Annotated in this window: 4 protein-coding genes, 1 tRNA gene, 2 rRNA genes and 2 pseudogenes (1 of these 9 only partly in view); 5 read left to right on the top strand and 4 right to left on the bottom strand. The window is 55.4% G+C overall.

The features are described from left to right. The 4 genes from ACR3EK_RS12490 to ACR3EK_RS12475 form a co-directional block, all read left to right on the top strand. Positions 1-1,265, top strand: a 23S ribosomal RNA gene (locus ACR3EK_RS12490) (it extends 1,562 nt beyond the left edge of the window). Between the two features lie 253 nt (positions 1,266-1,518). Next, a 5S ribosomal RNA gene (gene rrf, locus ACR3EK_RS12485) occupies positions 1,519-1,633 on the top strand. Positions 1,634-1,720: 87 nt separating this feature from the next. Beyond that, positions 1,721-1,797, top strand: a tRNA-Met gene (locus tag ACR3EK_RS12480). Positions 1,798-2,044: 247 nt separating this feature from the next. Further along, positions 2,045-2,347, top strand: a complete 303-nt coding sequence (locus tag ACR3EK_RS12475; protein ID WP_480633544.1) for a hypothetical protein — start codon at positions 2,045-2,047, stop codon at positions 2,345-2,347. Positions 2,348-2,380: 33 nt separating this feature from the next. Here ACR3EK_RS12475 and ACR3EK_RS12470 read toward each other — a convergent pair. Continuing rightward, positions 2,381-2,860 (bottom strand): annotated as a pseudogene (locus tag ACR3EK_RS12470) (recombinase family protein); the annotation flags it as partial. Between ACR3EK_RS12470 and ACR3EK_RS12465 the strand changes: the two are divergent. Next, positions 2,840-2,974 (top strand): hypothetical protein, encoded by a 135-nt coding sequence (locus ACR3EK_RS12465; RefSeq protein WP_480633543.1) that lies wholly within the window; start codon positions 2,840-2,842, stop codon positions 2,972-2,974. The pseudogene ACR3EK_RS12470 and the gene ACR3EK_RS12465 overlap by 21 nt on opposite strands. Positions 2,975-2,986: 12 nt before the next feature. On the opposite strand, the pseudogene ACR3EK_RS12460 reads toward ACR3EK_RS12465, so the two are convergent. The 3 genes and pseudogenes from ACR3EK_RS12460 to ACR3EK_RS12450 all read right to left on the bottom strand — a co-directional run. After that, a pseudogene (locus ACR3EK_RS12460) lies at positions 2,987-3,403 on the bottom strand (recombinase family protein); the annotation flags it as partial. Positions 3,404-3,536: 133 nt separating this feature from the next. Next, the gene (locus tag ACR3EK_RS12455; protein WP_480633542.1) at positions 3,537-4,619 is read right to left on the bottom strand and encodes a tyrosine-type recombinase/integrase; all 1,083 of its coding nucleotides are present in this window, start codon (positions 4,617-4,619) and stop codon (positions 3,537-3,539) included. Continuing rightward, positions 4,612-6,291 (bottom strand): tyrosine-type recombinase/integrase, encoded by a 1,680-nt coding sequence (locus tag ACR3EK_RS12450; RefSeq protein ID WP_480633541.1) that lies wholly within the window; start codon positions 6,289-6,291, stop codon positions 4,612-4,614. Before ACR3EK_RS12450 ends, ACR3EK_RS12455 begins: the two co-directional genes overlap by 8 nt. Between the last annotated feature and the right edge of the window lie 29 nt (positions 6,292-6,320).

The following is a 6,320-nucleotide window of genomic DNA, read 5'->3' as shown; positions in this document are numbered from 1 at the left end:
AGACCGTACCCTAAACCGACACAGGTGGACTGGTAGAGCATACCAAGGCGCTTGAGAGAACGATGTTGAAGGAACTCGGCAAAATACCTCCGTAAGTTCGCGAGAAGGAGGCCCGGTTCCTAGGCAACTAGGGGCTGGGGGCACAAACCAGGGGGTGGCGACTGTTTATTAAAAACACAGGGCTCTGCGAAGTCGCAAGACGACGTATAGGGTCTGACGCCTGCCCGGTGCCTGAAGGTTAAAAGGAGAGGTGAGAGCCTTGAATTGAAGCCCAGGTAAACGGCGGCCGTAACTATAACGGTCCTAAGGTAGCGAAATTCCTTGTCGGGTAAGTTCCGACCTGCACGAATGGCGTAACGACTTCCCCGCTGTCTCCAACATCGACTCAGCGAAATTGAATTGCCTGTCAAGATGCAGGCTTCCCGCGGTTAGACGGAAAGACCCCGTGCACCTTTACTACAGCTTCGCACTGGCATCAGGACTGCAATGTGCAGGATAGGTGGTAGGCTTCGAAGCAGGGACGCCAGTTCCTGTGGAGCCTCCCTTGAGATACCACCCTTTGCATTCTTGATGTCTAACCGCGGTCCGTTATCCGGATCCGGGACCCTGCGTGGCGGGTAGTTTGACTGGGGCGGTCGCCTCCTAAAGCGTAACGGAGGCGCGCGAAGGTTGGCTCAGAGCGGTCGGAAATCGCTCGTTGAGTGCAATGGCAGAAGCCAGCCTGACTGCGAGACTGACAAGTCGAGCAGAGTCGAAAGACGGCCATAGTGATCCGGTGGTCCCGAGTGGAAGGGCCATCGCTCAACGGATAAAAGGTACGCCGGGGATAACAGGCTGATACTGCCCAAGAGTCCATATCGACGGCAGTGTTTGGCACCTCGATGTCGGCTCATCTCATCCTGGGGCTGGAGCAGGTCCCAAGGGTACGGCTGTTCGCCGTTTAAAGAGGTACGTGAGCTGGGTTTAGAACGTCGTGAGACAGTTCGGTCCCTATCTGCCGTGGGTGTAGGAGACTTGAGAGGAGTTGCCCCTAGTACGAGAGGACCGGGGTGAACGATCCACTGGTGGACCTGTTGTCGTGCCAACGGCAGTGCAGGGTAGCTATGATCGGACAGGATAACCGCTGAAGGCATCTAAGCGGGAAGCCCCCCTCAAAACAAGGTCTCCCTGAGGGCCGTGGAAGACCACCACGTCAATAGGCCGGAGATGTAAGCGCAGCAATGCGTTCAGTTGACCGGTACTAATCGCCCGATAGGCTTGATTTGATCCAGTAACAGAAAGACAAAGCTCACCGCCTCAAGTAGCGAAGCGGTAGGCGATCAAACAAGACCAGAAGCATACACTGACCTTGAGTTGGACAATTACGTCGCTTTTGCTACGCAAATAGCGACGGTGTTGATTGATGTGAAACCCCGCAAGGGGTGACACAACCGTGCGGGAACGCGCATTCGCAAGCGAATACGCCGCCTCCCGCGCTTCGCCTTTGCAAAGCAAAAGAGCGACGGGGATTTTCCTCGGTTTGGTGGTCATAGCGCAAGTGAAACACCCGGTCCCATCCCGAACCCGGAAGTTAAGCACTGCAGCGCCAATGGTACTTGGGCTCAAGCCCCGGGAGAGTAGGTCACCGCCAAACCTAGAAAAATCCCCCCCTCTCTAAAACGATCAAAAAACACGACCAGGTCTCAAACAGCCAAATAGGCAACAGACCAACCCAAAGTGTCGCGGGATGGAGCAGCCCGGTAGCTCGTCAGGCTCATAACCTGAAGGTCGCAGGTTCAAATCCTGCTCCCGCAACCACTTGGCTCGAACAAAATGTCGAGCAAGCCGCCTCAGGGCGGTTTTGTTCATTCTGGGATACGCCCAACGCAAGCAATCCTGCTAGTTCCCCAACAAGTTCAATCGCATACTTCCCATCCTCGGGGATCAACCTGATCTCTGAAATAAGGCTGCGAATGATGGATGTTGCCTCAGCTTGCGAAGAGGGATCGCGCAATGCCGTGGTCAAATTGGCGACTTGTTCGCGATACACATCGGACAATCCGGGATGCAGCAAAACCGGTGGTTCATCAGAGGCGGAGGCGATCAAGGCTTCGAGTTCCGATTTGCGAACCTCCAACGCTGTCAGCTTATCCTTCATGCTGGCGTGAAACATGCCATCGCTGATGGCGTCTATGAGATGTGCGATCTTTCGCTCGATCTGCGCCAGATCACGTGTCGCGTTACTCCGTTCCTGTTGAATGGACCCTGCAAGACGGTTGTATTCCTCTTGATAGGCTTTGGCGAATTCCGCAATCAGATCGGGGTGCAACAACTGTTCCTTGAGCCCGGAGAGAACGCGATCTTCTAGGTCCGCGCGTTTGATAGTGAGGCGGTTGCCGCAGGTGCCTTTGTTCCGTTGAGTGGAGCACCCGTAATACTGCTTTCCAATTTGGATGATGCCGCCGCCACAACATCCACAGGTCAGCATACCCGAAAACAGATGCCGTGCCCGCTTGGTGCGGCCCAGCTTCTTGATACCATCGCTGATCGCGGCGTTGCGCGTCTTTTCCTGCCGCGCCTTTACCGCGTTCCACAGGTCATCGGGCATGATCCGTAGATCGGGAACGTCTTCGATCACCCAGTCTTCGGGTGGGTTCGGTCGGGCTTGTCGCTTTCCGGTGTTTGGATCTTTGATGAAACGCTGCCGGTTCCAGACTAGCCGCCCGATGTAAAGTTCGTTGTTCAAGATGCCGGTGCCGCGTTGGTGATTGCCGTAGATTGTTGATGCCCCCCACGTGCCGCGCGGTCCGGGAATGCCCTCTTCGTTCAGTTTGGCAGCGATGGCACGTGGGCTAAGACCATGGCTGTAGTCACGGAAGATGCGTCGGACGACCTCAGACTGATCCTCATTGATCCGGCGGTCCCCTGTGGTGATAGACCCGTCTGCGCCGATGTCTCGCACAACGTCATAGCCGTAGGTGACGCCACCGGCTGATTTACCTTTGCGCACGCGCCCCTCCAGCCCGCGATGGGTCTTTTGAGCCAAGTCTTTCAGGAACAGGCTGCTCATGGTGCCTTTGAGACCGATGTGAAGTTCTGAAATCTCACCTTCAGCTACGGTGATAATCGGGATGCCCTGAAACCGCATCTGCTTGAAGAAGGCCGCGATGTGTTCCTGATCGCGGCTGATGCGGTCGAGACCTTCAGCCACGACGACATCGAACACATTGGAGCGTGCGTCTTCCAACAGTTGCTGGTAGCCGGGGCGGAGATGCGACGCACCGCTGACTCCCCGGTCGGAATAAGTTTGCGTCTCCTGCCAGCCGTTACCATTGATGAGGCGTAGACACAGTCGATGCTGGTCTTCTATGGAGGCATCACTTTGAAGATCAGTGGAATAGCGGGCGTAGATAGCGGCGCGCATGTGTCGGGCCTTTCGAACAGAGAAACAAGTTGGCCCAACCCATTATAGGCATGGATTGGGCCGTGTCTGCCACTTTCGATTGCAACCCGTTGCAATGGAAAAGGCATAAATCACAAATAGATAACCAATTACATTATCGGCGTTTGGGCGCGATTGCCGAACGTTTGCCACCCAAGGTCTTCATCTTTGCTTCCAACAAAGACTGGTAATCGTCACAAGCGGATAGTCCGGTGGCACGGTTGTAGTGTTTCTGGGACATGTCCAACGTCGCGTGCCCAAGGATATCCCGGATGATGTTGACATTTTCCGGGTCTGTCTCAGCGATGGTGGTTGCCGCAATGTGCCGAAACTTGTGCGTTCGTAACTCAACACCGAGCAGCCGCTGTGCCACTTTCGGCAACTCACGAGAGAGGCCATCTGGTGTGATCGGGTCTCCATATTGGCTGATCCAGAGCGCATTGGATGTCTTAGAGCCAAGTAGGGCCGGACGATGGATGTCCAAATAAGACACCATTGGCTGAACCAGAACCTTGGGTAGAGGAAACCAGCGCTCTTTTTTGTCTTTTGTGTCCTCAGCCGAAAGATGAAGCTCAAACCCTTCGGAGGTTTTGCGCAGATGCTGATCCGTTGTCAGCGCCAGCAAAGAGCGACGACGCAGAGGCCGTGAGATCAGAAAGGCGATCATCAGGCCTGCGCGAAAGTGGATCGCGCGCTTGATGTCATTGAGGGATTGATCAACCTCTACGTCTTGGAGCCATTGCACGCTTTTGACGAAAACTTCATCGGCAGTCACCGGGATCGGCTTGGGCAGGCTTTTGCGGTCGGCCAGATGTATCAAACGGTTGGACAGTTTGTTTAGCCAGTCCCAGTCTCCTGACGGCTCCATGGCCTTTGCAATCACATACAGATCACAAATCATGTTTTTGAGCGTCATAGCGTTTACGCGGACTTCTGCCTCTTCGAAATATCCCCGTACGGCATTCTTGGTAATTCGATCCGTCGGGGATTGATCCAAAAGGGCAGGCAGATGACGCTTTATCCATGACAGCCAGTATCCGTAGCTCTGGCGACGTTTGGTGCGGCTGCCTTCGGACCAGCTCGTACAGAGGCCTGTACCGTCAAAGATGTCACCTTCCGCGAACAGGGCCTCCCAGGCGGTTTTATCCGCCTGGGGCCAATTTTGATAAAGAAGAACAAGAGGAATGGGGTTAGTCATCGGACGTCCCCCGGAACTTCGAAAGAACCACCTCATCATAGTGGTCGTGTGCCCATTGGTTGCTGAGCGATGCGTAGAAATCCATCGTCGTTTGGAGCCGCTTGTGCTTGAGCAGGCGGCGCACGGTCTCAAAATCACCGGGGCGTTCTTTGAGGTACAGTTTGGCTGCGATGTGGCGGAACAGATGCGGGTGAACCTTCAATCCTGTTTCCCGATAGACCCGCTGGGTAAGTTCGCTACCAAAATTGCTGGGCGCTCGAGACTTCCCGTCGCTGCTGCGCGGGAACAGGGCGCGGCCATTCGCTTGCGACACCTGTGATCGGAATTGCATGATGTAACGGTGCACCAGCTTAGAACTGCGGGCATTCAGTTTGACCTCAATCGGCTCGCCATTCTTGACCTCAATCCCTTCGATACGAATGGAATAATAGGTGTGCGTGCCCGAGCGTGCAGGGATCAAATGTTTGTCCAAGTCAAGGTCCGCGAGGTTTTTGATGCGCATGGGACAGCTCAAGAGGATGGCCAGTGCTGCCGCGTGCATCGCCGCCAGAGCGCTGTCACGACGGGTCGGATTGTCATCCGCCCGTGCCATCAACGTATCCGGAAGGCCAAGCAACAGAGCGACATTCTCCCAGTCGTTGAACTGAGCGAGGCGCTCGGCGTTTTTGGGGCTCATACCGCGTGGACTGGTTGCAACGCGTTTGTGAATGTCTTTGAGCGCTTTGATGGTATCCTCCGGCGCGTTCAGGTGGTGACGTGCAATGGCGATACAGGTTGCCGCAACATTGCTCAGTCCGGACGGCAGACCATCGGTCCCAAGCCGGTCCATGATCGTCCGGAAGGCTGTTTTGAGGTTGTGCGCCGTAACCAACACAGAAAGGTTGGTGAACTCTACCGGGCGTTGCCCTGAAGTTACCAGCGCGTCCAGCAATTGGCGCAGATGCGCTTCGGTGTTGCGCAAGCTAGTCTCGCGCAGCGGTTTGTCAGGCCCGTCATCGCTGAACAGATCACGCTGAGCCAAACGGTCGATATAGGCCACGATCTCCGTTTGAAGGCTCTCCGGGTACTCCGTCAGCGAGCGAGCTAGGTACCGATCAGACGGCAAACGGTCCAACCGGGGAAGATCAAGAACGTGTTTGCCAATCACATGGTTCCATGTATCGATCATGGATTGAATGTGCTTGGCCGGTTCATTCTTCAGCAGCACTGCGTCGAGAGCCGTCTGAAACGCCTGAACCACATTATGGTCGACGTCCGCGGGCGGGATCGACCGGGCACTGCAAAAGCGTGCAAACCGCATCAACCCCCAAACCTGGTGGGTGGACCGCACGGCCTTGAGAAACGTGCCCCACTCGGGCGTCAGTTCAGATTTGCTTTCAACATCCTGCAACACCCCGACCGCGCGCAATGCGCTTGCCAGATCGCTTTTGGTGGTGCTGAGGGTGTTGGGCTTCACCCCGCAGGCGGCGGGATGCAACGACGCCAGCAGTTTGCGCAGTTGCGGGATGTTAGTCGGAATATCCGACGGAGGACGGTTCATATATTTACTGATGCGCGAAATCGCGGACATTTTGGACTGTTGACGTTTCTTGTCGGGGTCTGGATTGGACTTCAGAACGTCCAGAACCTCGGCCAGCGTTGTTGGTAGCTGGATCTCTTGGTGATGTGTCATGATAAACCTCTTCGGTTTTGAAATTGGGG

Source organism: Ruegeria sp. BC8 (assembly GCF_056535705.1).
Note: the sequence above shows the minus strand (reverse complement) of the source record. Positions and strands in the feature narration are given on the sequence as shown.

Excerpts from the sequence above, each read along its gene's own strand:
- ACR3EK_RS12475 (WP_480633544.1), top strand. The coding sequence starts at position 2,045 with ATGCAGCAAAACCGGTGGTTCATCAGAGGCGGAGGCGATCAAGGCTTC.
- ACR3EK_RS12465 (WP_480633543.1), top strand. The coding sequence starts at position 2,840 with ATGGCTGTAGTCACGGAAGATGCGTCGGACGACCTCAGACTGATCCTC.
- ACR3EK_RS12455 (WP_480633542.1), bottom strand. The coding sequence starts at position 4,619 with ATGACTAACCCCATTCCTCTTGTTCTTCTTTATCAAAATTGGCCCCAG.
- ACR3EK_RS12450 (WP_480633541.1), bottom strand. The coding sequence starts at position 6,291 with ATGACACATCACCAAGAGATCCAGCTACCAACAACGCTGGCCGAGGTT.